This window comes from Pseudarthrobacter sp. HLT1-3, from assembly GCF_059383535.1.
In genome coordinates, this window is the sequence record NZ_JBWZCJ010000005.1 from 94,319 (window position 1) to 117,781 (window position 23,463).

Here is a 23,463-nt window from a genome sequence, read left to right on the forward strand (position 1 = left end):
CAATTCTGCAGCAACATAAGATAAGCTAATGATCGATGTCTCTCCGGAACAGGCCCGCACCCTGGCTACCATTGTGGCGAACGGCAGCTTTGAGGCCGCCGCCACACACCTCTCGGTCACGGCGTCGGCGGTAAGCCAGCGGGTCCGCGCCCTCGAGGTGGCGGTCGGCCGGCCGGTGTTGACCCGGACCCGCCCGGTCGAACTCACCGCGTCGGGCCAGGCGGTGGTGCGCTTCGCCCGGCAGCTGGAGATGCTCTCCGCCGACCTCGCCGAAGAACTGCAGCCGGGCGCCCAGCCCGCCAGCGTCCGGCTCACCCTGGTGATCAACAGCGATTCCCTGCACACCTGGGCGCTGCCCGGGCTCGCGGCGGTGGCGGACAAGGTCCAGCTGGAGATCCTGCGCGAGGACCAGGACTACTCGCTGGAACTCCTCCGCAGCGGCGCCGCAGCCGCCGCCATCACCACCACCGCAAAAGCCGCCCCGGGCTGCTCCTCCCGGCGCCTGGGTGTGATGCGCTACCTCCCGGTCTGCACCCCGGACTTCGCCGCCCGCTTTTTTCTGCAGGGGGCGACGGCGGAAGCGCTCGCCACCGCCCCCGTCATCACCTTCGACCGCAAGGACGATCTGCAGGACCGCTACCTCCGGGGCGCCAGCCGCAAGGCCCTCCAGCCGCCGCGGCATTACGTCCCGGCCGCCCACGAGTTCGGCGAAGCCATCCGCTGGGGAATGGGCTGGGGGCTGCTGCCGGAAATCGAGGTCTCGGAGGAACTGGCGCGGCGCACGCTGGTCGCCCTGGACCCGGAGGCACACGTGGATGTGCCGCTCCACTGGCAGCAATGGCGGCACGGCTCGGCCGCCCTCGAGGAGGTCGCGGCGGCAATCCAGGCTGCTGCCCGCCCGCTGCGCTGAACCCGCCGGGACGGCGCCACGCGCCATGGCAGGAACTTGACTAGACGTGGCCGATTTCCGCCAGTCTTCGGGACGCGGCACGGACTAGATTGGCAGCATGGCAACAACTACCCAGCCCGCCAAGACGCCCTTGCCGCCGGGCCAGATCAGCAGGCTCGGCATCGCCGCCGTCGTCGTCACGGTGGTGCTCTGGGCCTCCGCCTTTGTGGGCATCCGCGCGGTCGGGCCCAGCTTCTCCCCCGGTTCACTGACCCTGGGCCGGCTGGCGATTGCCGCCGTCGTGCTGGGCCTTGTGGTGTTGCCCCAACTCCTGAAGAACAAGAACGTCCCCCGGGGCCGCGAATGGTGGCCCATCCTGGCCTACGGCGTGATGTGGTTCGGCGGCTACAACGTCGCGCTGAACGCCGCCGAGCACCTCCTCGACGCCGGCACGGCCGCCCTGCTGATCAACGTCAACCCGATCCTGGTCGCCATCATGGCCGGCTTGATCCTCAAGGAGGGCTTCCCGCGCTGGCTGATCATCGGCAGCCTCGTGGCCTTTGGCGGCGTCGCGGTGATCGCGCTCGGTTCCGGCCAGCGGTCGACGGCGGACGTCGCCGGGGTGCTGCTCTGCCTGCTGGCGGCGGCCCTTGCCGCGGTGAGCGTCATTGTGCAGAAACCGGTGCTGCGGAAGTTCCCTGCCGCCCAGGCCACCTGGTTCGGCATCATGGTCGGCGCCATCTGCTGCCTGCCGTTCAGCGGCCAGCTGGTCGGCGAGCTGCAGGCGGCCCCGCTGCCCGCAACCCTGGGACTCGTCTATCTCGGTGTCTTCCCGACCGCGATCGCGTTCACCACCTGGGCTTATGCGCTGTCGCTGATCGACGCCGGACGGCTGGCCGCCACCACGTATCTGGTGCCGGGCACCACGATTCTGATCTCCTGGCTGGTGCTCGGCGAAATCCCCACCGTCTGGGGCCTGGTCGGCGGCGCCATCTGCCTCGTGGGCGTCGGACTGACCCGGCGCCGGTCGCGCTGATTCGGCGCTAGAGTTTCAGCTATGCCCGCCTTCCTGCCGCCTGGCCTTCCCATCATTCCGGACGGACCTCACACACCGGGCGACCCGGGCGAACCGGACGACGGCGGGAACGGCCACGATCACGCGCCGTTCCCGATGTCCGACGACGACTTCGAGGCCGCAGTCAACGACGCCCTCGACCGGATCCCGCCGGACCTCGCCAAGACCATGAACAACGTGGCCATTTTCATCGAGGACGACTACACGCCGCAGCCCGGCGAGGATCCGGACACCGTGCTGCTGGGCCTCTACGAGGGTGTGCCGCTGACCGAGCGGGACTCGTGGTGGGACGCCGGCTCGCTGCCGGACCGCATCACCATCTACCGCGAGCCGATCCTGGAGATCTGCGAATCCCGCGAGGACGTGATCGAGGAGGTCACGGTCACCGTGGTCCACGAGATCGCACACCACTTTGGCATCAGCGACGACCGCCTGCACGAGCTCGGCTGGGGCTAGCCTTGTAGGCATGGGACACGACCACAGCCACGCGCACGGCATCTCGGGCTCTGTCACGGGCACTGCTAAGCACCGCAAGCGGCTGGTCGCCGTGCTGGCCATCACCCTCGCCGTCGTCCTGATCCAGATCGTCGGCGCGCTGGTTTCCGGGTCCCTGGCACTGCTGGCCGACGCCGGGCACATGCTCTCGGACGCTGCAGGAGTCTTCATCGCCCTGCTGGCCGCCTGGATCGCCTCCCGGCCAGCCAGCGACCAGCGCACCTACGGCTACCAGCGCGCCGAAGTCCTCGCCGCCCTGGCTAACGCCCTGGTGCTGATCGTGATCTCGGTGGTCATCTTCACGGAGGCCATCCGGCGCCTGGGCTCAGCCCCCGAGGTGCAGACCGACGTCATGCTTTACGCAGCCGTCCTGGGCGCCGTCGCCAACCTCATCTCCCTGCTGATCCTCCGCGGCGCGCAGAAGGAAAGCCTGAACGTCCGCGGTGCCTACCTCGAGGTCCTGGGCGACCTGCTCGGCTCCTTCGCCGTGATCGCCGCCGCAGTGGTCATCATGGTCACCGGCTATCAGACGGCCGACACGATCGCCTCGATCGTGATTGCGCTGATGATCCTGCCGCGGGCCTGGCACCTGCTCCGCGACGTGGTGGATGTGCTGCTGGAGGCAACCCCCAAGGGCGTGGAAGTGCAGCTGATCCGCGAGCACATCCTCGCCGTGGAGGGGGTGGTGTCGGTGCACGACATCCACATCTGGACCATCACCTCCGGGGTACCCGTATTTTCCGCCCATGTGGTGGTGGAGGACGCGGCCCTGGGTGCCCGCGGCGCGGACCAGGTGCTGGACAAGCTGGTCAGCTGCCTTGGCTCGCACTTCGACACGGAGCACTGCACCTTCCAGCTGGAACCTGTCTCCCACGCGGAGCACGAATCACACCAGCACGCCTGAGCCCGGAACTGCACGCTAGGAGAGCACGTCCTTCGTGACGAACCTGCCGTAGGCGAGCGCACCGAAAACGGCGACGTAGCCGCCCTGCAGCAGCGCGTTTGTGAGGAAGGAATCCCAAACCACCGGCTGGCGGAGCAGGTCCGCGAAGTCCAGCCAGTAGTGGCTGAACAGCCACGGGTGCAGCCATTCCAGCTGCGGCAGCGCGTCCAGGACCTGCGAGACCACCGCGAGCACCACCGTGGACGCCATCGCGCCCACGGGAACGTCCGTGAGCGTGGACATAAAGAGCCCGATCGCCGACAAGCCCAGCAACGAGACGGCAAGGTACGCGGCGATCAGCAGCAGCCGCAGCAGCGCCTCCGCTGCCCCGATGGAGTCCCCGGAGAGCAGCGTGACCGGCCCCACCGGGAAGAGGGCAGCGCCGATTCCGGCCCCGACCAGCGCCACCACGAGCGGCGCCGCAGCAGCGAAGACCAGCGCCCCGGCATATTTCACCAGCAACAGCCGGACCCGGCCCGCCGGCGCCACCAGCAGGTACCGCAGGGTTCCCAGCCCGGCCTCGCCGGCCACGGTGTCCCCCGCCACCACCCCCACGGTCAGCGGCAGGAACAGCGGAACGGAAACCAGCATGGCGGTCACGCCGACGAACAAACCGTTCTGGGAAATCCGGTCCAGAAACGCCGGACCCCGGCCGGCCGGCACCGCGGAGGACAGCCGGACGGCCAGGGCAATCAGGATTGGAATGGCCGCCAGCGCACCGAGCATGGCCCAGGTCCTGCGGCGGCGGAACAGCACGCCGAGTTCGGACGCCAGCAGACCGTGCCACCGCAGACCGTGCCTCCGCTGGCCCTGCCGGGCGGCGGCGGGGCCGCCCGGGCTGGAGCTGCGGGGGCTGGTGCGGCCGGGACTGGAGCCGGGGCGTTCGGCAGAAACGGGCCCTTCTTCGGTGCCGGATTTTTCACTGGACAACGTCGAAGCCCTCCCCCGTCAGTGCCACGAAGCGCTCTTCCAGGCTGACCTGTTCGGTCGCGAAGCCGCGGACCCGGACACCGGCCGCCACCAGGGCGGCCACGACCGCTTCCGGAGCCGCGGCGTCCGTGCCCGCCGTCGCGGGCAGTGGCGCGTAGAGGACTTCACCGCCGGGATCTGTGCCGCTGGAATAGTTGCTGGCGGCGTCTGTGCCGGCGGAACGCGCCGTGTCAGGAACTGCCCTGTCAGAGCCGGCCGCGCCAGCCGTCCTGGCCGCAGCCTTGCCATCCGCGGCGACGCTCAGTCCCAGCCGGGCCAGCACTTCGATGGCGGCCCCGGCGTCGGGCGTCAGGACCCGGATGCGGGCCTGCCCGGCCTGCCGCAGCTCCGCAAGGGTCCCCTGCGCCACCAGCCGGCCGGCGCTCATGATGGCCGCGTGTGTGCAGATCTGTTCCACTTCGGCCAGCAGGTGGCTGGAGACGAAGACCGTGGCGCCGTCGGCCGCGAGCGATCGCACCAGGCTGCGGACCTCGCGGGTGCCCTGCGGATCCAGGCCGTTGGTCGGTTCGTCCAGGACCAGGAGTTCGCGGGGTGCCAGCAGGGCGTTGGCGATGCCCAGCCGCTGTTTCATGCCCAGCGAATAGGCGCGGACTTTCTTGTCGGCGGCATGCGAGAGTCCCACCCGCTCCAGCGCCGACTGCACCCGGGCTTTCCGGGTGGCTGCGGGAACGTGTGGGTCAGCGGCGTCGAAGCGGTGCAGGTTGGCCGCGCCGGAGAGGAAAGGGTAGAAGGCCGGCCCCTCCACCAAGGCACCCACGCGGGGCAGCACTCCGTGCAGCTGCCCGGGCATCTCCTGGCCGAGGAGCCGGACGGATCCGCTCGTGGCCGCGGCGAGGCCAAGCAGGAGCCGGATCGTGGTGGTCTTGCCTGAGCCGTTGGGACCCAGGAAGCCGAAAACCGAGCCTTTCGGCACGGCCAGGTCGACGCCGTCGACGGCCAGCTGGTGGCCGAAGCGCTTGCTGAGACCGGAAGTCTCGATGCTGAGTTCCGTCGCCGGCCCGACGGCGGTCACGCGGCTGTCACCCGGCGGTTCACCGCGGCGTGGCGGCGGCCTGCAACCGCTCCAAGGGCACGGATCCGGCGAGGATACGGCCGTCGTCAAGGATCAGCACGTTCACCAGGGACGTGGACACCAGCCGGCCGCCCGGGACGGCCACCGCGGCCTGCTCCAGCAGCGCGGCGGCGCCGGAGCCGTTTCCTTCCGCGTCAGCGTGGCCGGGCCGCAGCGGGTTGGTGGTCGAGAGGTCCGGCGCTTCGGTCTGCGGCGTGCCGCCCGGAGGCTGGGCGGTCCCGGCGGGGAACTCGAGAACCGTTTCCCATCCGGTTCCGATGACCGCGGGCCGCTTCGCAGCCTTCGCTGTGCCCAAGTCCTGCGGTGTGGCGGCGCCGGCCTGGCGCTCCGGCACCGGGATTTCCTGAACGGTGGCCCCGGCCGGCGCTGTGAAGTTGAAGATGGAGGAATCCGGGGCACCGAGCGTGAGGCTCGTAAAGGCGACGCTGAAGGCCGGCTCGGACTGTCCCCGGGCCTTCAGCTCGACGCTGAGCGGCAGGCCGCTTTCGCCGTCGACCGCAATGGAGACGGATTCCAGCAGGGTGACGCCGGACTTCGGGGTGAGCACCAGTTTGTAGGCTGCCCGCCCGGCCACCTGGGAATCCGCGCCGACGGACACCTCAGTGCTCGCGTCGAGCTTGGCGAGCAGCTTGTCAGCCAGCTCCTCGGGCGTCGGAGTTCCGGGACGGACCGAGTGGCGGTCGGCGGTTCCGGCCGGCAGCTGGGCGTGCGCTGCGGTGTTGTCCTTGGAGTTGTAGAACCAGAGGTCATTCCCGTTCCGGACCGCGTTCCGTTCGGCCATCCGGTCCAGGATCTGCACCCGGGCTTTTTCGGCTCCGTCCAGGTAGACGCGGGCTGTGTGGGGCCCGGTCAGCAGCTCCAGCCACGCGGTCTCCGGGGCGCCGGCCCCGGACTCCGGCAGGTCCGGCAAACCGATCTCGGAGTTCTGTTCCAGCGTCCCCGAGAGGGATTTCTCGCCGTGCCGGGCGATCATCTGCAGCACCTGCTGCGGAGTTTTGTCCGGTAATGAGTCTCCGGCGCTGGCGGGGAGGGAACCGGACAGGACGCCGGCCGCGATCACGGCCGGCACCGCCACGGCGGGGATCCAACGCAGCCATTTGCGCGTCATCGTGACAGCGCTCCAACCTTGCAGCTCATGTTTCAACAGTACGCCCGGGCATGGCCCGTTTCACCCTTCACCGCCAGATTGGTCAGGGCGGGCGGCCTGGTCCGGCCGGAGGCCTGGTAGGGCGGGCGGCCTGGTCCGGCCGGAGGCCTGGTAGGGCGGGCGGCCTGGTCCGGCCGGGCGGCGGGCACGACGGTGCCGGCGGCGCCGTCGACCGTGATGCTGTGCCCGGTGCGGATCAGCGAGGTGGCGTCGGGGACGCCGACCACTGCCGGGATCCCGTACTCGCGGGCGACGACGGCTCCGTGCGAGTTGGGTCCGCCCATCTCCATCACCAGTCCGCCGGCGGTAAGGAACAGCGGCGTCCAGCCCGGGTCCGTGGAGGGTGCCACCAGGATCTCCCCGGGCTCCAGCTGCGCACCCTGCGGCTCCAGGATGACGCGGGCCGCGGCGGTTACCGTGCCGGCCGATGCCGGGGTGCCCGTCAGCACCCCGGGGGTTCCGGCATCCGCCCCGGCGGCGCTGGCCTGCAGCGCTTCCGGTTCCGTCCCGTCCGAGAGCAGCACCCGCGGGATGTGCCGGCGTCCCAGTTCCCGGGCGTAGGCGGTGCGACGCTCCGCCACGACCGGATGCAGCGGGGTCCCCGCAAGGGCCTTGCGGGTCTCGACCAGGTCCAGGAAGAAGACGTCGTCCGCCTCATCGATGCGGCCGGCCGCGGCCAGCTCGGCCCCGATGTGCTGCAGTTGCCCGCGCACCACGGCCAGCGCCTCGACGATGTGGTATTTCGGTAGTTCGCGCAGCCCGGCAAACATCCGGGTACGTTTCAGTGCCGCCCGCACCAGGACTGCCCGCAGTCTGCTCTGCTCCCCTGCGGCGGCGGCAAGCCTGTCGATCTGCGACTCGGCATCCCGCGCTGCCCTGCTGAACTGCCGGTCCGGAGCCTGGTCGGTGTCCTCCAGCCGCAGGTAGTTGGCCAGGACGCCGAGGATATGGGCCGGGTCGTCGGACCAGCGGGGCATGCCGACGTCGATTTCCGCGACAGCCCGGTGCCCGTAGCGGCCCAGGAATCCGGCGAGCCCCGACTGCACAACGGCGGGAAGCTCGTGGGCGCGGTAGCGGCGGACCAGCTCCGGGACCGCCACGTCGTCGAACACGGCAGCGGATCCGGCGTCGGCCCGGATGGCGGAGGCGAGCCGCCAGAGCGCCAGGTCCATCTCGGTGGTCACGTTGTTGGGCAGCCCGCGCAGGACCTGCTGCAGCGACCCCGGACCGGCCGCAGGCCCCAACAGCTTGCCGGCGGCCGCCAGCAGGGCAAAACCCAGCGCCGGCAGCGGCAGGATGTTCGGGACCACCGGGAACAGCTCCCGTCCCAGGATGCGCTCCACGTGGTCCAGGCGCTGCCCCGTTGTGGCGCCGGCCGGCACGATGAGGGCGGCCCGGAACCGCTCGCCGAATCGTTCCGCCCGGCGCAGCGCGGCTTCGGGCCGGAACACGGCGCGGATCAGCGACTCCGGGACCCGGGCCCGCGCTGCCACCGGGCCGACGTGCCGCAGCACATGCCACGGGGACTTGCTGGTGACGGAAAAGCGGGGGTCCGCGAACAGCTTCCGCATCACCATTGCGGAGCGGGCTTCCATCACGTCGAAGACCCGGGGAACGACCGACCGCCCGACGGCGCTCCGCAGCACGGGAGTCAGGTCGAAGAAGAGGCGCTGGCCGGCCTCGACGTAGGGTGGCGGCCCCTCGTGCGGCTCGGGGACGTCGAAGTGCGCCGCGCGCGCCACGGACGAGGCAATCAGCCGGAAGGCTGCGAGCCCCATCGGGGTCAGCGGGCGGGTCAGGCCCTGGGCCAGGCTGAAGCACAGGTAGACGCGTGTCCCGTCCCGGACCCGCTGCCGCTCCGGCATCGGATAGAGGGTGGTGATGGGCCGCGACTGTGTCAGCCACAGCTCGCCGCCGCTGGCGACGGCCCATTCGAGGTCCTGCGGCGCGCCGAAGTGAATTTCGGCGCGGCGGCCCAGACGCTCCAGCGCCGCAATCTGGGCGTCGTCCAGGCAAGGCTGTGACCCTGACCCGGACCGTTCGATCCGTTCGGTCCCCCCGCCCGGAAGCGGCCGGATCACCACCTGCTTGCTGCCGATCCGGCGCTCCAGAATCCTTTGCGTGGCGCTGTCGACGACGAAGTGGTCCGGGTTGACTGCCCCGGACACCACGGCTTCGCCGAGCCCTGGACTGGCGTCAATAACCGCCTCGTGCCGTCTTCCGGTCACCGGATTCGCGGTGAACAGCACCCCCGCCACCGCTGCGTCGACCATCCGCTGGACGACCACGGCGAGCGCCACCGTCGAGGGACTGATCCCGTGCGTGGCACGGTAGCTCACGGCACGGTCGGTCCAGAGCGAGGCCCAGCACTGCCGGACCGCGGCCAGGACCGCGTCGGCGCCCACGACGTTCAGGAAGGTGTCCTGCTGGCCGGCGAAGCTGGCGAAGGGCAGGTCCTCGGCGGTCGCGGAGGAGCGCACGGCAACCGGGGCGTCGGTTCCCAGTGCGGTGTAGGCGTCCCGGACGGCCTCGGCAATGTCAGCGGGAACCGCCGCGGCCAGGACCAGCTGGCGGGCTGCGGCGGCCAGGCCGGCGAGCCGCGGAAGATCCTCCGGGGCGGTCCCGGCCAGGTCCGCCTGGACGGCGTCCAGCCCGGCCGGGGCGGTGGCACGCCGGTAGGCCTGCGTGGTGAGGCAGAAACCGGCCGGGACCGGCAGCCCGGCCCGCATCAGTTCACCGAGGTTGGCCGCCTTGCCGCCGACGTCGGGGAGCAGTTCCGCGCCGGCCTGCTCCAGTGCGATCACCAGCGCCTGCCGCGGTTCCTGCCCCAGCGCGCCGGGTCCGGGGAGCTGCTCCACCTGCCGGTCCTCCGTTCAGCGGCTTGAGCCGTTCGGGGCTACGAGGTCCCCAGAATGGGTCCGAAGTTCACCCGGTCAGCCAGCCGGGGGTCGTCCCGGTCCGGGACCACCATGACGGGGCCCTTGGTGTGGTGCAGGATGCCGTCCGAGGTGGACCCGAGCAGCATCCCGGCGAACCCGCCGCGGCCGCGGGTGCCGACGACCACCAGTTCCACGTGCCGGCTGGCCTCGACGAGGATGTCCACGGGCGAGCCGTCCACCAGCTGGGTCTCGACGGTGAGGCGGGGAAAGTGGCTTCGGATCCAGGCGGCGCCGGCGTCGAGCTGGGTCCTGATGTCGGCGAAGAGTGCTTCCCGGTCCATCGGCGCCGGGACCCAGGCGAGCGATCCGCTGTACTGCGGGACGGCGCACACCACCCGCAGCGGCGCCGAAAGACGCTCGGCCTGGGCTGCGGCCTCCAGGACCGCCACGCGGGCCTGTTCGGAGCCGTCGACCCCCACCACCACAACGTTTTCGACCGGGGCCTGCCCGGACTTGGCCCGCTCGGCCAGGACGCGCTTGTCATCGGTGGTTTCGCCCAGCCGGTCGGCGCAAATCAGTGGCACGGTGACGGTGGGGCATTTGGAGTGCGCAGGGAGGGCACTGCTGACCGAGCCGAGCAGGCGCCCGACGAAGCCGCCCCGGCCCCGGGTTCCGAAGACCAGCAGCTCGGCGGTTTCGGACATTTCCAGCAGGACGCCGGAGGCGTCGCCGTTCTCGACGGAAGCCTCGACGTCGATGCTGTATCCCGCGACCTTGTTCAAGGCCTGCTGCAGGATGGCCTCCGCGCCCTCGCGGATCACCGAATCGTCGACGGTGGCGTAACCGCCGTCGAGCCCTGACGCGGCGAAAATCGGAACGGAATAGGCGGTCACGATATGCAGGGGGCGGCGGCGGCGCTCGGCCTCACGGGCGGCCCAGACCAGGGCGCATTTGCTGTGGTCTGAACCGTCGACGCCGACCACAATTCCCCGGGGAGTCGCGGACCTTCCGGGGGTATCCCCAGCCGGATCCGGATGCACCTGTTCTCGGCCCATGGGGTCCGCCTCCTTGCGATTCATGCCTGATGTTGCGGCTATTCTGCCAGACGTGCCCGCGTGCAGCGTCCACCGGCAACGCGCCCGAAGAATCTGCGGCCAGAAGCCCTGGTTTTCTTCACTATTCTCGGTTTGCCGGGAACAAGCAAGAAGGCGGCCGGGGCGGCCCAACTGACCAGCGTCGCGAAGGTTTTACCCAGTGTTTACACGGCTTCCGGTGACCCCGAATGACGGCGGATTTCGGCCCCCGAGTCTCCGAAAAGCGCGAATTTCCCCGGAACAGCTAATGTTGCAACTGCTCTATCCAAGGGTGGAAATGTTGGGTATTCTTCGAGCGTTACGAAAACGAGACTCTAGTTTCAGAACGCAGTTCACTTGAGTGGGCTGGTTTGGAGCGGTCACATTTTCGGGGCATCGGCCCAGCAACCGCATCATTCTAGGAGGGACCTGCAGTGGCGAGCATGACTACGTCCGGCGGCATCGAACGGACCGCCGCCGTCGTGATCGGCACCGGCCTGTCCGGGCTGGCGGTTGCCAGCGAGCTGCAACGGCGCGGCGTCAACTCCATCATTGTGGACGGCCTCGATCTGCTGGGCGCCGGGAATCCGGCCAACACGTCTTCCCTGCAGCGCTGCGACGCGGCAGACGCCGGCAGCCTGCGGGAACGAAATGAGATCCTCCGGCATCTGAGGAACTACGCCGCCAGCCACAAGCTGGACGTCCGCAACAACATCCGTGCCCTGCAGCTGGAACACCTCGACGCCGCCGTCACGGGTTCCACCCACCAGTGGGCCGTCCGCACACCCGGCGGTGTCCTCCTGGCGGACCACCTCGTCCTGACCCGTTGCGCCCACAGCCAGCTGCGCCGGATGCTTTCCGAGCTGGGGATGGCAGCGGGGCACAACCTGATGGCCGCCATGCACGCCCTGGGGATGTACCTCGTGGGCGTGGGCGAGCTGATCACGCCCACGCCGAAGGAAGTGCTGCGCCAGGCCAAGGTAGTCGGCCAGGCGATCTCGGCCAAGGTCTACCCGGACGGCTTTCCCGCCGCGTTGCCCGGAGGTTATGCCCTCGCCGAGCCCGCCTGACTGCAACGCGGGGTCAGACACGGCCCATCAGGGGGCTCCGGATGGGCGCGACGTGACCCCGCGTTGGTAGTGGTCAGCTTTCGGTGTCGCTACCCGAACCCGGCTTGAGGCGGCTTTTCGCCATCAGCCCCAGAACAACGAGGATACCGATCGCTGTCCCGACGAAGATCACGATGCTCCACGGGAACGGCTCCGCTGAGCTGGCCTGCGGCTCCGGCGCTGTCGTGATACCCGGCTGGGGGGTTCCCATCGTGGGAACCGCGGCAACCGCCGTCGAGCCGGTGGCCCCGGCGGTGGCGGTAAACGTGAAGCTGCCCTCAATGGGGTGGCCGTCGGAGCTGGCCACCCGCCAGGCAACGGTGAGCAGGCCGGCGGGCGCGCCGGGCTTGAGCCGCTCGGAGGCGACGTTATCCACGATTTCCACCGGGCCGTCGGCCCAGCTGGTCCCCGCCGCGTCCGTCACCGCGATCTGCGCCCCTATCGCCAGCGGGTTCTTGTTGAAGGTGATGGAAACCTTCTCCGGGGGCGCCGCCACGGTGGCGCCGGAGGCCGGGCTGGTGGACTCTGCGGCGTCGTGGGCCGAGGCCGGAGCGACCGCACCCAGCAGGGCGGCGGCAAGGAGTGCCGTGCCCAGCAGGGCACTCAGAAACTGTCGGATGACGCGCATGGGAAAAGCTGCTCCTAGTGTTGGCTTCCTTACAGACTATGGGAATCTGGCCGGGCGCCGCTGGTGCGCCCCATAGGATTCAAGGAACACCCACTCTCCCGGAGGACTAATGCTCAAGCAGGGCTCTGCACTCGATCGGTACTTCATGATCTCCGAGCGGGGGTCGAACTTCTCCCGCGAGATCCGCGGAGGCTTCGCCACGTTCTTCGCGATGAGCTACATCGTCGTACTGAACCCGCTGATCCTCTCCGGTCCCGATTCCACCGGCGCCACCCTGGGCTTCCCCGCCGTCGCCGCCGTCACCGCTTTCGCGGCCGGCATCCTGACCATCCTGATGGGGGCGTGGGCCAAGCACCCTTTCGCGCTGGCAACGGGGCTGGGCGTCAACGCCTTCGTCGCCGTCACGGTGGCCACCAACCCGGGCCTGACCTGGCCCGACATGATGGGCCTCGTGGTCCTCTCGGGCGTCACCATGCTGATCCTGGTCCTCACCGGATTCCGTACCGCCGTGTTCAAGGCGGTCCCTGAAGGGCTGAAAACCGCGATTGTGGTGGGCATCGGGCTGTTCATCGCCCTGATCGGCCTGGTCAACGCGGGTTTCGTGCGCCGGATCCCGGACGTCGCCGGCACCACCGTTCCGGTCGGCCTGGGCTTCGACGGCAAGCTCCTGGGCTGGCCCACCCTGGTCTTTGTCCTGGGCCTGATCCTGACCATCGCACTGGTGGTCCGCAAGGTCAAGGGCGCTATCCTGATCGGCATCATCGCCTCGACCATCCTGTCCGTGATCCTGGAATTCACCCTGCACATCGGCCCCAGCTTCGACGGCAAGACCTACAACCCGGCAGGCTGGTCCCTCGTGGCCCCGAAGTTCACCGAATGGGCCGCCCCGGACCTGTCGCTGATCGGCAAGGCCAACCCGCTCGGCGCCTTCGAGCACCTGGGCTTCATCGCCGCGACCCTGCTCGCGTTTGTCATCCTGCTGAGCATCTTCTTCGATGCCATGGGCACCATGGTCGGCCTGGCCACCGAGGCCGGGACCATCGACAAGGACGGCAACATCCCCAACGTTGACCGCGTCCTCCAGATTGATGCGCTCGGCGCGATCGTGGGCGGCGGCGCGTCGGTCTCCTCCAACCAGATCTTCGTCGAGTCCGGTGCCGGCATCGGCGAAGGCGCCCGGACCGGTCTGGCCTCGATCGTCACCGGCCTGCTGTTTCTGGTGGCCATGTTCTTCACTCCGCTGATCAACCTCGTGCCGTTCGAGGCAGTGGCGCCGGCGCTCGTCGTCGTGGGCTTCATGATGGTTTCCCAGGTCGGCAAGATCGACTGGACGGACATGGGCATCGCGATCCCGGCCTTCCTGACCTTTACCCTGATGCCGTTCACCTACTCGATCGCCAACGGCCTGGGCGCCGGTTTCATCAGCTTCGTCCTGATCCGCACCTTCCAGGGCCGCGCCCGCGAGGTCCACCCGCTGATGTGGGCCGTGGCCGCGGCCTTCCTGCTCTTCTTCGCGATCGGCCCGATCGAAGCGGCGCTGGGGATGCACTAAGCACCAACCATCCCGCCGAGGTGACACTTCGCGCCCATGTTCCTCCACGGGCTGGACGCGAAATGCCACCTCGGCGGTGCTTTTGGGGGTGTTGCAGGCGTGAAATCCGGAATTCCGGACGGCACGACGGCGGCGCGGCTGGTTTTCCGGCACGGGCTGCGGTGAGCTAGGGGCATGGTTTCCCCCGCGCCCGTCATCGATGTCCCCCCGCAGCCCTGGACCGGCCGGTTCGACGGCGACGGCGCCGAACACCGCCGCTGGTGGCAGGCCGTCACGCCGTACGCCCCGCGCCGGGCCCGGGACGCGTCCGCCCGGCCGGCGGTCCTTCTCGGGTTCGGCAGCGATGCCGGGGTGCGCCGCAACAAGGGCCGCACCGGTGCCGCCGCCGCGCCCGCCGCGATCCGCGCCGCCCTCGGTCCGCTCGCCTTCCACCTTCGCAGGGACGTGCACGACGCCGGCGACGTCACCGTGGCCGGGGATGCCCTGGAAGCGGGCCAGGCCCGTGCCGGGCTCGCCATCACCAGCCTGCTCGACGCCGGGCAGCTGCCGGTGGTGCTGGGCGGCGGGCACGAGACCGCGTTCGCGAGCTACCTGGGCGTGGCCGGTTCGGCGGCGGTCCGCGACGGCCTGCGGGTGGGCGTGCTGAACCTGGACGCCCACTTCGACCTCCGCGACGAACCCTTGCCCAGTTCCGGCACACCGTTCCTGCAGATGGCCCGCGCCGAAGCCGCCGCGGGCCGCGAACTGAAGTACGCCGTCGTCGGCATCTCCGAGCCGAACAACACCCGGGCGCTGTTCCGCACCGCCGAGGATCTCGGTGCCGACTTCCTCCTCGACGAGGACTGCTCGGCGGAGGCCGCGCGGGCCTTCGTTGCAGCGTTCCTGGCGCAGGTGGACGCCCTCTACCTGACCATCGACCTGGACGTGCTGCCGGCCTCGGTGGCGCCCGGGGTGAGCGCGCCGGCGGCGTACGGGGTGCCGCTGCCGGTGATCAGCGCGGTATGCCGCCAGGTGGCGGCGAGCGGAAAGCTGCTGCACGTGGACGTCGCCGAACTCAACCCGGAGTTCGATATCGACCAGCGCACCGCCAAGGTGGCTGCGCGGCTCATCAACACGCTGCTGGCGTAGGCCTGGTCAGCGCGGGACTGCCGCCACTGGACCGGACCACGGTCCGGCCAGTGCTGTTTCCGGGAGTCGCGTCAGCGCGGCGGGGTCTGCCGCCTGCGCCAGGACGTCGCTGACGAACCGCAGGATCTCCTCGCCGGCCATCACCCCGGAAGCCGAGGTCACCGTCAGGTTTGGCCGGGTGAACGAGTCGCTGTCGAGTTCGCCGTGCGATGGGCGGATGGCGATGTCGGCCAACTCGAGGATGCCTGCGTCCAGGCGCGAGTCGCCCGCGGCCACCAGGAGGCCTGAACCGCTGCGGCGCCGGACTTCCTGCACGGCGGCTTCCTTGGTGATCGGAGCCGGCACGCAGTAGAGCTTGCGACCCTGCAGGGACGTCGTCCAGCCGCGGGCGGCACACCAGTCGTTGAGCCCGTCCAGGTACGCATCGGTCAGCGCCTGCCGGTCAACGATCGAGTAGACAAAGTAGTCTTCGGCGGTCCGGACCCTCAGCACCGCGGGGTCTGCGGCGCTGCCGGTGAGATGGTCCAGCACGTCCGCCAGGGGCGCGCAACCGCCCAACGACCGCCGGATGTGCCGGGACCAGCCGGCGTCGGGCTCGCCGTCGTGCAGCAGAACTGCGCCGTTGGTGGTGACGGCGTACCCGCGGCCAAAGCCCGGGAGCCGCACGCGGGAGAACTGGGCCTGGGTGCGGGTGGTGACGGGCACGAAGACGCTCCGCTCCACGATCCCTTCCAGCAGCTCTTCCGCGGCCCGGGTCATGAAGGACAGCGGCGCCGCGTCATAGACCTCGGCGACGACCATCCGCGGCGCCTGGTGGTCGCTCCCCACGAGAGCCATGGAGTTCGAAGAGTAGATCAAGGTACGGTCCAGGTCGCTGGCCACCATGACGGGTGCGGCGCTTGATGTAACGCTCATACGTCGACCACTGCCTTGCCGTCGGCGCCGGTTGCTCCCGGCGTGTGGAGCGGATGGATCAGTCCGACACAGCTGTAGGCCAGGTCCGGGACCTCCAGCACTTCGACGCCGCGCTGTTCGGCCAGGTGCAGCACGTGGGCGAGCTCCGGGACGGCCTCGGGGCGCACCAGCACCTTCCATGGCACGCGCCGCAGGAGGACCCTGGTGGTTTCGCCGACCCCCGGTTTGACCAGGTTCACGTTGTTGATGCCGAAGCCGCGGCTGATCGCCTCGACGGCGGCCCAGCCGGACCAGTCCGCCTCCGGGAGCCCGGCGATGTCCGAGGGGCCGTGGGCTGCCGCCCGCAGGACCTCGTCCCGGACGCCGTCGAACTGGGCCGTGACGGCCGCCAGGAAGTCGCGGGAGACGTCGCTGCCGGCGAGCTCCGAGTAGAACTTGGCCCCGTGGAAATCGCCGGGGCCGATCAGGGCCTTGTTGAAGACGGTGCGGGAGACAAGGCCGGACACGGTCGAGTTCAGGCAGGCCGACGGGACAAGATAGTCCTCCCGGGTGCCGAAGATCCGGACGCTGCGCCCGGGATCCGCGAGGACCGCAAGGTCCGGCCGGAACGCCGGCCCGTCGGTCTTACGGAAGAGTTCGACGGCGGCGGCCAGTTCGCGTGCGATGGCTCCCTTGCCGGTCCAGCCGTCGACGAACATAACGTCCTCTGGGCGGTGCCGGGAGGCGAGATAGCCGAGCGCGGTCTGGTCAATGCCGAGCCCGCGGACGATGCTGATGGCATAGTGCGGCAGCGTCAGTCCGTGGACTTCCCGGGCCCAGCGCTTCATCAGGATGCCCACGGGGGTTCCGGCGCGGGCGAGGGACACCAGCACGGGCGCGTCGCCGCGCAGCTTCAGGACCTGCTCGGTGAGCGTTCCGACGGCGTGCGCGATCCGGACGGCGGTGCTCTCCAGTGCGGCCTGGAACAAGGCGCCGTACTCGGGTGAGGGTTCGAACTCCTGCGGCAGCGATTCGGCGTAGCTGGCCTTGCCGGACTGGATCGCCGCTTCACGCTCTGCCTTCGGCGCTTCCAGCTGCGCAAAGCTCAGGTCCTTCAGCAGCCACTCCACGTCCTCCGGCAGATAGGAGCCAAAGGCGGGGCCGACCAGCGGCGTCGGGAACGGTGACTGGACCGGCAGCACAACAAGCCGGACGTCGTCGGCGCTGCCGGCGACCGCCTCGGCGATCCTGCCGGGGGCCAGGAGTCCGGGCACCGGGGTGCCGGGTTCCGCCATGATCACCACCGTATCGAAGCGCCCTTCGGCGTGCGTGAAGTTGTAAGCAAACCGCGGTCCGGGCCCGTCCGGGGCGTCGTCGTCGCTGTCAAAGGCGATCGCGGAACGGATCGCGTAGCCCGGTTGGTCCAGTGCGGCGATCGGTGAGCGGGTGCTGGTGGAATAGCGGATGTCGGCGTCGGGGCGCAGGTCCTGGAGCCGGGCGGCGACCGCCAGCGGCAGGGCCATGAATTCCTCCGTGGCGAGGATAAGCACGCGGGTCCCCGCCGCGGCGCTGCTGCCGAGGTCGGCGGCAAGGGCGTCCGCGATGCGTGCCGCCTGGTCCGGATCCGGACGCCCGGCTACGCCGAATCGTGCGCTGCGGATGGGCGGCACGATTCCGGTCAGGTCCAACAGCTGGATCCGGCCCGGGCCGGGGACCGCTTCGGGCGGGAGCGGAAGGCGGCCGATCAGCTCCGCTGCGTCCGCGGCGAGGGTGTCCGGCAATTGGATGCTTCCCTGCGCCAGCGCCACGGCGCTGATCCGGGTGCCGAGGTCGCGTGCCAGCTCATCAAGGCGGTCCCGGTCTGCCGGGGAGCGGAGGTCCACCAGGGAGGCGACGACGTAATGGCGGTGCGGGGCGGTGCGGTGCAGTTCGCGGATGGTGTTGATGATCGTGGCGCCGGTGCTGAGTTCGTCGTCCACCAGGACCACGGTCCCGGCCAGGTCCAGGGCGGCCCGGCTGGTCGGCAGCAGCTGATGGGAGGTTGCATGCGAATGCATTTCCTCGAACGCGCCGTACGGCTCGATCCCGCTGCTGCCCTGCCGGGTGGAGTGGAGGTAATACGTGCCCAGTTGCCCGGCCACCAGCTGCCCCAGCCCGGTGGCGGTTTCCGCGTAGCCGATGGTCACGACGCCGGGAAGTTCCGTTTGCTCTCCGGCGAGCAGGTCGCACAGGGCTGCCACGGCGGCCATCCTGGTGCGCCGTTCAGCCTCGGCCGGGGCCACCCCGCCGTCCGGCAGTGATGCGGCGTCCAGCAGGCGCTCCAGCCTGTCGGCGGCCTCGTCAATGACGGCGGTCAGGGATCCGGAGGCCTCGGGGAGCTGGAGTTCCCGGCGGACCAGGAGCCCCAGCAGCCGCCCCGCCGACGTCACGATCCCGGGTTCGGTGGGGACGTGCTTGGCGAGCACCCGCGAGACCAGCAGATGGGCCCGTTTGGGATTGCGCCGCAGCGCCAGCCCGACCAGTGCCTTCACCGGCAGCACGCTGCGGCCGGGCTCTGAGACCACGTCGACGCCGAGGGCATCGCGCACGTAACCGCCGCTCCAGGGAGCCTCCGTCGAGAGTTGCTTCACCGCATGCTCGCTTCCAGTAGTTCGACAAAATTGACGCCAGGCCGCGCGACCCCGAAGGCCCTGGCCCGCAACAGGGTGCGTTCCGCCCAGGCCCGATGTGGCTTCGCCTCGTTCATCTTGTTTCCATAGGACGATGCCTTCACCCCTCCCCCTGCACTCCCGGCAATGTCCAGCGCATCGAGGTATTCCTCGTGGCTCACGACGCACATGGCGTGCACCACGGGCACATGGGTGGGATGGATAACGGTCTTGCCCAGCAGGCCGTTGGCCAGATCCAGTTCAATCTCGCGGATCAGGCCGTCCAGATTTTCCAGCAGGATCCGCTTCCGGAGTTTGCCCTCGTTGGCGGCTTCGAACGGCGTGGACCGCAGTTGCGGCCGCAGGACCCGTTCTGTGTTGACGAAGTGTTCCCAGACGGGGCCGGTGATGACCCAGCCGTCATTCGGGCGGCCGAAGATGTTCACGACGTCGCCGATGATGTTCGCGACGACCTTGACGTTGTAGATGGTCAGGTCGCGGGAACGGCGCAGGCCAAAGGCACTCGACATGTCGGTGGCACCGATCCGGACGCACAGCACGAGATCACGGAATTCTTCGATCAGGGCGAGGTTGTCCGTCAGCACCCTGACGCGTGACTCCAGGTGGGTTGTCGACAGGTCCTCGATGATCGGCATCGCCATCAGGGCCTGTTCCTCCGGGGCCCCGGTGCGTCCGGCTTCTTCGTTCAACAGCTGCAGTGCCGCCAGGAAGGCGCGCCCGCGCCCTGTTTCGTTCTCGAACTTGGGCAGGACGAAGCCGTAGACCACTTTGAGGGCGGCACCGGCCCTGCGGCCGACGTCGAGCAGCTGTTCGGGCGTACGGCACCGGATGAAGATCAGCGGGAGCTCGCCCGGATCGTCGTGGGCCAGTTCCGCCAGGGCAGCGAGCAGGTTCTCCTCTGCGGCGGGGACTTCCCCGTCGGGGACGGCGTCTTCGAGGCAGACGACGATGCTGAGGCACCCGGCCCGCGCCTGTTTCCGGATTCCGTGTGCCAGCGAGCTTCTGGTGGCCGGCGAGTACAGGGTGGCGCCCAGTGCGACGGCGAGCAGGCCCGGGTCCGAGGTGCGGTGAAGGTGTTCAGGGCGAAGGTGGAAAAGCCTATCCTTGACGGATTCGGTCAGGGCTTTGAAGTGCTGCATCGTCCCCTAGCGGATAGCAGTGGTGCGCTTCCGGATCAGCGCAGGAGGACCCGTTGGTCCAGTGGGATGGTCATGGTGAAACCGAAAATAGCCCAGATGGCTGCATCGGAGGCGTCTGCGGGCACGAACTCGGCGCGAAGTTCAAGGACCGCGCCGACCCGCACGACATACAGAACGCTCCGCAGCCCGGCATCGTTCCGGGCGGCAACCGCGGCGGCCGCGCCGTCGAAGACTCCGACCGTCAGCGGGGTCTCCCCCGCGACGAACAGGGCGCGTCGCAGCAGCCGGATGTGGCGCAGCGACACGATGCCGGCCCCGTCCTGGACGCCGGCCAGGGGCCGATTTCCGGGAGTGACGACGGCTGTCCCGGCCTTGTGCCCGTCCGTGTGGTGTGCGCCGGTGGTGAGCCGCTGGTCCTCCCACGCCACCGAGCGAACCCCGGCCACCAGGAGTGAGCCAATCGCGGATTGCCTGGCGTTCAGGCGCACCACCGGGTTCGCTTCCCCCAACTCGCGGAGGCTGCCAAAGTCCGGGGCAGGGAACAGCCGCTCCGACGCCGTCGGGGCGCGCCGGGGGCCCGGCCTGGATGCCGCCGGGGCGCTCGTGGACGGTGCGGGCGCCGGGGCGGCACCGAGCGTGAGTCCGCCCGACGGGGCCGGTGCGGAGCCGAGCGTGAGTCCGCCCGACGGGGCCGGTGCGGAGCCGAGCGTCAGCCCGCCCGACGGGGCCGGTGCGGAGGCGCGGGCAGTGCTGTGCGCAGGGGTCTGGGTGGGCTCAGGCTGCGCCACGGCCTTCCGGCGCCGGCTGAGGTATCCGATGTCGGTCCGCACTGCGGTTCGATTCAACGCCATGTTCAGAGCTTCAGCTTGAAGTCGGCAGCAACGGCTGCGAGCCCGGCCTCGTAACCTTGGCCGAGGGCACGGAACTTCCAGCCCCCGGCGTGCCGGTAGAGCTCGCCGAGGATCATGGCGTTGATCTTGTCGAGGTTCCCCCGCGGCACCGTGAAACGCAGAAGTTCCCGGTTTTGTTCGGTGGCGACCCGCAGGTAGGCGTTCTTGACGGCCCCGAAGGTACCGGGCCCCCGCACATCCGGATCCACGTAGAGGAGCACCGCGATCTTCTGGACCGACTCGGGCACCCGGTTGAGGTCGACGTCGATCTGTTCCTGGTCTTCCGCTCCCGCGAAGGAAATGCTGCCGTCGGGGCTGGCGATCTGGTTGAAAAACACCAGATGGTCATCCGAGATGGCGCGGCCATCCGTCCCGCACATGATCACCATCGGAACCAGCTCCGCCTGCGGGCCACGGCTCGGGACGAGGTCCCAGCCGATTCCCAGCAGCACTTTCGCCAGTCCCGGGTTCTCAGCAGTAAGGGCGGCGTTGCTGCCCGCGACCATCGAAGTCACTAGCGTCCTTCCAGATGAAGACCATCAATATCAAACTTGTCCCGAAGGAACTGGCCGTGGACGGCCAGTTCCGTTACGGCCCCCGTCCGGACCTGGTTGTCCAGGTTCTGGGCGGTGGAATATAGCGTGTCGAGCTGTTCCAGCAATACCGCTGTGTCCGCCGAGTCGTCGGTCCGCGATGCAGCGGCCAGCATCAAATAGGCCCGCAGCGGCGACGGGAGATAGTCGGTGACGACGGCGTTCAGCAGGACGCGCTGTTCCGTGGACGCCCCCGACTGGCCGATGTAGCCGATGAGGGCACGCAGGATGTCGGCCAACTGCAGCACTTGGGACACCACGACCGTGGGCAGTTCGGCGCCATTGCCCAGGACGGTCCGACGGAGCTCCTCAAGCGCGGTCCCGGTGACGGTCAGTTCGTCCGCAACCGGATCCGCGGCGGGCGGAGATTCGGCCCCGGGGACCGCGGCGGAGCGGGACGCCGCTCCGCCGCCGAACAGCGAGCCTAAGAATTTTGCGACCATAGCCCGTAAGCCTATTGCTCAGGGCTGACGACCACTAATTCCCCTCCTGTTGCCGCACCCTGTCCAGGTAGGGGCGCGCCCGTTCCAGGCCGGTTTCGAGGGCCTGCACGGTGCCTTCCATGCTCTTGTTGGCCTGGGAGCGGAAGGTGTCGATGGCGTCCATGGTCTGGAAGACGTTGTCGAACGCCTTCTGCAGTGTTTCGACGCTGACGCCGGAACTCGCCGCCTGCTGGTGGATCCGCGCGGTCTGATCCTTGAGCATCTCGCTTGTCTTCAGGATCATGTTGTTCGTCGTCGTGTTGATGGCGTCGATCTGGTCCAGCACCATTTTCTGGTTCGCCAGCGCCTGGGCCACAATGACGGCGGTCCGCAGCGCGGAGATCGTCGTCGTGCGGGCCCGTTCAACGCCCTTGATCAGTTCGGTGTTGTTCTTGCGGATCATGTCGATGGCGAGATAGCCCTGAACCGAGACGGCCAGCTGGGTCAGGATGTCCTGGTGGCGCTGGCGGATCGGATACAGCACGTCCGAGTCGAGTTTGCCCGCCTCTTCGATCTGGCCCTGCATCTTCATCTCGTCGATCCTGCTGGCGGTTGCAGTATCCAGGGCCTTGGCGAACACGGCATATTCGCTCAGTCCCTGCATGGTCTCCCACAGCTGGGTCTTTTCCTGCGCAAGCGAAGCGTTGTCCTTGAGCAGTTCGTCCTGCCCCGCCATCAGGGACTTGATGATCTTGTCGAGCTGGGTCTGCGCACTCTCGTATTTCTGGAAGTACTTCGCCAGCTTGTTGCCGCCCGGGATGATTCCCAGGATTTTGCGGCCGACGCTCAAGTCGGAGTTGTTCGGCGTCAGGTCCTCCACGGTGGATCGAAGCTCACCGAGCGTCGAGGCGACCTGCACCTGGGCGTTACTGCCGGACTTCTTCGCACCGGCCAGCGACGTGGATGACCGCTCCAGCAGCCGGCTTGAGGTGCTGGCGGAGGCCACCAGCTGCTGCCCGGCCAGCCGGTTGATGCCATCAATTTTGCTGGAGTACTCGGGGCTGAACGGGCTCATCGCCGACACCTCGCTGATGAACGCGCGCGCCTGCGCGTTGATCTCCTGCTGGCGTTCGGCCGGAACCGGAACCATTCCCGGAGCGTCGTCCACCTTGACGATGTCAACGCTTTCCGGGGCGTTCAGTACCAGCGGCGACGAGGCGGTGGCCTCCGGCGGCGTGAGTTGCATGCTCATGGGTCCGTCTCTCTTTCTAGGGTCTTGGGTGCTCAGCCGAGCTGGACGCCGAAGTCCGCGGCGATGCCGGCGAGGCCGGTGGCGTAGCCCTGGCCGACTGCCTTGAACTTCCACTCGCCGTTGTGCCGGTAGAGCTCGGAAAAGATCATGCAGGTCTCCGGCGCCGCGTCCTCACTCAGGTCGTAGCGGACGACTTCCGCGTCGGTTTCCTGGTTGACCACACGGCAGTACGCGGCACGCACCTGGCCGAAGTTCTGCCGGCGGGCTTCCGCCTGGTCGATCGAGACCACGAAAACGATCCGCTCAACGTCCGCGCCGACGGCGGAGAGCTCGACGGCGACCACTTCGTCGTCGCCGTCGCCGTCACCGGAGCGGTTGTCACCCTTGTGAACAACCGAACCATCAGCGGCGGCCGGTTGGTTGTAGAAGATGAAGTCCGCGGAGCTGCGGACCTTGCCATCCGCGCCGAGCATGAGCGCTGAGGCATCCAGGTCAAAGGCGTCACCGGTGGTCGTGCGGGGATCCCAGCCGAGCCCGACGAGAACTTTGTTCAGCCCCGGGTCGGTCTTGGTGAGCGAAAGGTTGCTGCCTTTGGTGAGGGTCAGTCCAGCCATTGGTTGTTCT

Annotated in this window: 21 protein-coding genes; 7 read left to right on the forward strand and 14 right to left on the reverse strand. The window is 69.0% G+C overall.

Annotation, left to right across the window (positions count from 1 at the left end; translation table 11 throughout):
• Positions 1 to 28: 28 nt before the first annotated feature.
• The 4 genes from AC50X9_RS06255 (at position 29) to AC50X9_RS06270 (ending at position 3,363) form a co-directional block, all read left to right on the forward strand.
• Complete coding sequence (locus AC50X9_RS06255) at positions 29 to 910, forward strand: ArgP/LysG family DNA-binding transcriptional regulator (protein ID WP_494891430.1); 882 nt, start codon at positions 29 to 31, stop codon at positions 908 to 910.
• Between the two features lie 97 nt (positions 911 to 1,007).
• Complete coding sequence (locus AC50X9_RS06260) at positions 1,008 to 1,925, forward strand: DMT family transporter (RefSeq protein ID WP_494891432.1); 918 nt, start codon at positions 1,008 to 1,010, stop codon at positions 1,923 to 1,925.
• Between the two features lie 21 nt (positions 1,926 to 1,946).
• Positions 1,947 to 2,420, forward strand: a complete 474-nt coding sequence (locus AC50X9_RS06265) for a metallopeptidase family protein (RefSeq protein ID WP_494891434.1) — start codon at positions 1,947 to 1,949, stop codon at positions 2,418 to 2,420.
• A 10-nt stretch (positions 2,421 to 2,430) separates the two neighbouring features.
• Entirely contained in the window at positions 2,431 to 3,363 is a 933-nt protein-coding gene (locus AC50X9_RS06270) for a cation diffusion facilitator family transporter (RefSeq protein ID WP_494891436.1), read from the forward strand.
• 15 nt (positions 3,364 to 3,378) lie between these two features.
• Here the strand turns inward: AC50X9_RS06270 and AC50X9_RS06275 are convergent, their stop codons facing one another.
• The 5 genes from AC50X9_RS06275 to AC50X9_RS06295 form a co-directional block, all read right to left on the reverse strand.
• Positions 3,379 to 4,128: an ABC transporter permease gene (locus AC50X9_RS06275; protein WP_494891702.1), complete on the reverse strand. Its 750-nt coding sequence runs from the start codon at positions 4,126 to 4,128 to the stop codon at positions 3,379 to 3,381.
• A 193-nt stretch (positions 4,129 to 4,321) separates the two neighbouring features.
• Positions 4,322 to 5,404, reverse strand: a complete 1,083-nt coding sequence (locus AC50X9_RS06280; RefSeq protein ID WP_494891438.1) for an ABC transporter ATP-binding protein — start codon at positions 5,402 to 5,404, stop codon at positions 4,322 to 4,324.
• A gap of 19 nt (positions 5,405 to 5,423) precedes the next feature.
• A complete protein-coding gene (locus AC50X9_RS06285; RefSeq protein ID WP_494891440.1) occupies positions 5,424 to 6,572 on the reverse strand; it encodes a LolA family protein in 1,149 nt (382 codons plus the stop codon).
• A 32-nt stretch (positions 6,573 to 6,604) separates the two neighbouring features.
• Positions 6,605 to 9,469 carry a PEP/pyruvate-binding domain-containing protein gene (locus AC50X9_RS06290; RefSeq protein ID WP_494891442.1) on the reverse strand — a complete coding sequence of 955 codons (2,865 nt, stop codon included), beginning with the start codon at positions 9,467 to 9,469 and terminating at the stop codon, positions 6,605 to 6,607.
• Between the two features lie 38 nt (positions 9,470 to 9,507).
• Positions 9,508 to 10,545, reverse strand: a complete 1,038-nt coding sequence (locus tag AC50X9_RS06295) for a universal stress protein (RefSeq protein ID WP_494891444.1) — start codon at positions 10,543 to 10,545, stop codon at positions 9,508 to 9,510.
• Positions 10,546 to 11,006: 461 nt separating this feature from the next.
• Between AC50X9_RS06295 and AC50X9_RS06300 the strand changes: the two genes are divergently transcribed.
• Entirely contained in the window at positions 11,007 to 11,633 is a 627-nt protein-coding gene (locus AC50X9_RS06300) for an FAD-binding protein (protein WP_494891704.1), read from the forward strand.
• Between the two features lie 73 nt (positions 11,634 to 11,706).
• Here AC50X9_RS06300 and AC50X9_RS06305 read toward each other — a convergent pair whose 3' ends face one another.
• Entirely contained in the window at positions 11,707 to 12,300 is a 594-nt protein-coding gene (locus AC50X9_RS06305; protein WP_494891446.1) for a copper resistance CopC family protein, read from the reverse strand.
• Between the two features lie 109 nt (positions 12,301 to 12,409).
• On the opposite strand from AC50X9_RS06305, the gene AC50X9_RS06310 reads away from it, so the two are divergent.
• Both AC50X9_RS06310 and hutG read left to right on the forward strand, forming a co-directional pair.
• Positions 12,410 to 13,852, forward strand: a complete 1,443-nt coding sequence (locus AC50X9_RS06310; protein WP_494891448.1) for an NCS2 family permease — start codon at positions 12,410 to 12,412, stop codon at positions 13,850 to 13,852.
• A gap of 174 nt (positions 13,853 to 14,026) precedes the next feature.
• Entirely contained in the window at positions 14,027 to 14,980 is a 954-nt protein-coding gene (gene hutG, locus AC50X9_RS06315; protein WP_494891450.1) for a formimidoylglutamase, read from the forward strand.
• Positions 14,981 to 14,986: 6 nt separating this feature from the next.
• On the opposite strand, the gene AC50X9_RS06320 is transcribed toward hutG, so the two are convergent.
• Genes AC50X9_RS06320 through AC50X9_RS06355 form a run of 8 tightly spaced genes read right to left on the reverse strand, consistent with a single transcriptional unit; the run spans position 14,987 to position 23,453 of the window.
• Positions 14,987 to 15,895, reverse strand: coding sequence for an HAD family hydrolase (locus tag AC50X9_RS06320; protein WP_494891452.1), 909 nt, complete (start codon positions 15,893 to 15,895; stop codon positions 14,987 to 14,989).
• Positions 15,892 to 18,504 carry a phosphoribosyltransferase domain-containing protein gene (locus AC50X9_RS06325; protein ID WP_494891454.1) on the reverse strand — a complete coding sequence of 871 codons (2,613 nt, stop codon included), beginning with the start codon at positions 18,502 to 18,504 and terminating at the stop codon, positions 15,892 to 15,894. Before AC50X9_RS06325 ends, AC50X9_RS06320 begins: the two co-directional genes overlap by 4 nt.
• Positions 18,501 to 19,682, reverse strand: coding sequence for an HpcH/HpaI aldolase/citrate lyase family protein (locus AC50X9_RS06330; RefSeq protein ID WP_494891456.1), 1,182 nt, complete (start codon positions 19,680 to 19,682; stop codon positions 18,501 to 18,503). The genes AC50X9_RS06325 and AC50X9_RS06330 overlap by 4 nt, the downstream gene beginning before the upstream one ends.
• A gap of 35 nt (positions 19,683 to 19,717) precedes the next feature.
• Positions 19,718 to 20,533: a hypothetical protein gene (locus tag AC50X9_RS06335; protein ID WP_494891458.1), complete on the reverse strand. Its 816-nt coding sequence runs from the start codon at positions 20,531 to 20,533 to the stop codon at positions 19,718 to 19,720.
• 2 nt (positions 20,534 to 20,535) lie between these two features.
• Positions 20,536 to 21,078: a TerD family protein gene (locus AC50X9_RS06340; protein ID WP_494891706.1), complete on the reverse strand. Its 543-nt coding sequence runs from the start codon at positions 21,076 to 21,078 to the stop codon at positions 20,536 to 20,538.
• Positions 21,079 to 21,086: 8 nt separating this feature from the next.
• On the reverse strand, positions 21,087 to 21,608 hold the full coding sequence (locus tag AC50X9_RS06345; RefSeq protein WP_494891460.1) for a hypothetical protein: 522 nt from the start codon (positions 21,606 to 21,608) through the stop codon (positions 21,087 to 21,089).
• A 34-nt stretch (positions 21,609 to 21,642) separates the two neighbouring features.
• Complete coding sequence (locus AC50X9_RS06350) at positions 21,643 to 22,839, reverse strand: toxic anion resistance protein (protein ID WP_494891462.1); 1,197 nt, start codon at positions 22,837 to 22,839, stop codon at positions 21,643 to 21,645.
• Positions 22,840 to 22,871: 32 nt separating this feature from the next.
• Entirely contained in the window at positions 22,872 to 23,453 is a 582-nt protein-coding gene (locus AC50X9_RS06355) for a TerD family protein (protein WP_494891464.1), read from the reverse strand.
• Between the last annotated feature and the right edge of the window lie 10 nt (positions 23,454 to 23,463).

Coding starts and splice junctions, on each gene's coding strand:
- AC50X9_RS06335 (WP_494891458.1), bottom strand. CDS start 20,533: ATGGCGTTGAATCGAACCGCAGTGCGGACCGACATCGGATACCTCAGC.
- AC50X9_RS06255 (WP_494891430.1), top strand. CDS start 29: ATGATCGATGTCTCTCCGGAACAGGCCCGCACCCTGGCTACCATTGTG.
- AC50X9_RS06305 (WP_494891446.1), bottom strand. CDS start 12,300: ATGCGCGTCATCCGACAGTTTCTGAGTGCCCTGCTGGGCACGGCACTC.
- AC50X9_RS06330 (WP_494891456.1), bottom strand. CDS start 19,682: ATGCAGCACTTCAAAGCCCTGACCGAATCCGTCAAGGATAGGCTTTTC.
- AC50X9_RS06350 (WP_494891462.1), bottom strand. CDS start 22,839: ATGAGCATGCAACTCACGCCGCCGGAGGCCACCGCCTCGTCGCCGCTG.
- AC50X9_RS06260 (WP_494891432.1), top strand. CDS start 1,008: ATGGCAACAACTACCCAGCCCGCCAAGACGCCCTTGCCGCCGGGCCAG.
- AC50X9_RS06295 (WP_494891444.1), bottom strand. CDS start 10,545: ATGGGCCGAGAACAGGTGCATCCGGATCCGGCTGGGGATACCCCCGGA.
- AC50X9_RS06340 (WP_494891706.1), bottom strand. CDS start 21,078: ATGGTCGCGGGCAGCAACGCCGCCCTTACTGCTGAGAACCCGGGACTG.
- AC50X9_RS06320 (WP_494891452.1), bottom strand. CDS start 15,895: ATGAGCGTTACATCAAGCGCCGCACCCGTCATGGTGGCCAGCGACCTG.
- AC50X9_RS06265 (WP_494891434.1), top strand. CDS start 1,947: ATGCCCGCCTTCCTGCCGCCTGGCCTTCCCATCATTCCGGACGGACCT.
- AC50X9_RS06275 (WP_494891702.1), bottom strand. CDS start 4,128: ATGCTCGGTGCGCTGGCGGCCATTCCAATCCTGATTGCCCTGGCCGTC.
- AC50X9_RS06310 (WP_494891448.1), top strand. CDS start 12,410: ATGCTCAAGCAGGGCTCTGCACTCGATCGGTACTTCATGATCTCCGAG.
- AC50X9_RS06285 (WP_494891440.1), bottom strand. CDS start 6,572: ATGACGCGCAAATGGCTGCGTTGGATCCCCGCCGTGGCGGTGCCGGCC.
- AC50X9_RS06270 (WP_494891436.1), top strand. CDS start 2,431: ATGGGACACGACCACAGCCACGCGCACGGCATCTCGGGCTCTGTCACG.
- AC50X9_RS06345 (WP_494891460.1), bottom strand. CDS start 21,608: ATGGTCGCAAAATTCTTAGGCTCGCTGTTCGGCGGCGGAGCGGCGTCC.
- AC50X9_RS06355 (WP_494891464.1), bottom strand. CDS start 23,453: ATGGCTGGACTGACCCTCACCAAAGGCAGCAACCTTTCGCTCACCAAG.
- AC50X9_RS06300 (WP_494891704.1), top strand. CDS start 11,007: ATGACTACGTCCGGCGGCATCGAACGGACCGCCGCCGTCGTGATCGGC.
- hutG (WP_494891450.1), top strand. CDS start 14,027: ATGGTTTCCCCCGCGCCCGTCATCGATGTCCCCCCGCAGCCCTGGACC.